Origin of the sequence: Azovibrio restrictus DSM 23866 (assembly GCF_000429665.1) — a bacterium.
Classification (GTDB): Bacteria; Pseudomonadota; Gammaproteobacteria; order Burkholderiales; family Rhodocyclaceae; genus Azovibrio; species Azovibrio restrictus.
Map to the genome: position 1 here is coordinate 1 of NZ_AUCH01000047.1, position 1633 is coordinate 1633.

General features: G+C 58.5%; 1 protein-coding gene. It reads right to left on the reverse strand.

Annotated features, from left to right (window positions below; genetic code table 11):
* On the reverse strand, nt 1-1633 hold a 1633-nt coding region (locus tag G474_RS23830; RefSeq protein WP_169729548.1), incomplete at both ends, for a hypothetical protein.

Genomic DNA, 1633 nt, shown 5'->3' on the forward strand with positions numbered 1-1633 from the left:
AGTCGGTTGCAGCCGCGTTGATGCTGGCCGCGCCCAGACGCACCTGGGTCGCCAGGTTGCCCACATCGTGGATGTGGCCAGCGGCAAAATCTATGGCCGACCCGTCGGTGGCCAACCCCAGCAGCCCCTGCTGAACGGGATGGTAGTTGCCCACCAGATCCAGGGCATCCCAGGGATTGGCGACACTGTCACCGTGGCCGAGGTATCTCTGCTGGGTCACGTCGGCACCGTCAGTGTCCACGTCGAAGTTCAGGAAGGTCCCGGCCTTGCCCCCCTTCAGGGTGATGCTGCCGGTGAATTGGGCAAAGTCATTCAGTTCCACGGCGTTGGACTCAGCATCGGTATCAGTGATGGTCAGATGCTCGAAGCTGGAGGCCCCGCTGCTGGCGAATGCGGTGTCGATCGTGAAGTTGAAGCGAAAATCCAGGTTCTTACCATCCGCGATGGTCACTCCCAGGGTATCGCTGGCGGTATCTGTGGCCAAGGCGGCCTGAATCACGGAATCGGCAATGTCGCAGTTACCGGTAGAAGCGTGCTGAATGGTGATGCTGGCCGCCTGGCCAACTCTCAGGCTGGTCATGGTGAAGTTCACCGATGGCTGGTCAAATCCGGCCTCCCGGTACCCAAGGGTAGCAGTGGGGGTGGCATTGCTTAACTCGATACGGTCCACGGAAGCCAAATAGGAAAAATCCACAATCACGGAAAAATCCTCGCCGAACACCCCAAAGATGTCCATCGCCCGCAGGGCCGCCACTTCGATGCTTTCAGCAACGGAGTTCAAGCCGGAACCGGAGCAGAACTGCAGGGTGTCGGTACCTCCACCGCCGAGAACCCTGTCCCCCGCTTGCATCACGTCGTGCAGCACAAAAGTATCGTCACCAGACCCGCCGGTGACCGTCACATCCTGCTCCACGCTGGAGCTGCCAGCCTTGCCCACGTCCATGATGTTGCTCAGGACGAGGGTCAGGTTGCCGGTCAAAGCGGATGCATCGATGCTGGCAAGGCGGCCGTCCGTCTGATAGATACCGCTGTAGTCAGGGTATACCGGCTGCTGGTCACCTAACATCAGGACACCCAATTGCAGGTCGGCGCCACCAGTAATGGTGATGCTGCCTGCGGAACCGCTGTCCATGGGCAGGTTCAGAAAGCCGATGCTGGAAGCCCTGTTCACATTGATCGTCAAGTGCTCGTAACCTTCCAGCCCCACCTCATAGAAAGGGCCGGAGCCAGAGGTATCACGACCAATACTCAGGCTGTAGAGACTGGCACCATCCAGGTTCAGGGTAACGCTGTTTTCACCCACCAGGGCGCCGGCAGCATAGGAGAACTGAACGGCGGGGTATCCAGACTGGGTGCCACTCACAGACATGGATTCCAATGCTTTCAAGATATTGCTCACTACAACAGTATTTACGGGCTGGACGATACTACCGAGGTTCACTATATAGCCTCCTACAGGCTCGATGGCATTGTTAAGGCTCACTGCTTTCAGGCCGCTGGCATCCTGAAGGTTCAGTATGGTCTCGGCCCTCTCGACACCGGTGACAGCCAGGTTCACGGTCTCGATGCCCACCAGCGTGGGGGTAATCACCAGGGGAAGGACACCATCGTAACCATCACTACGGTAGCCGAA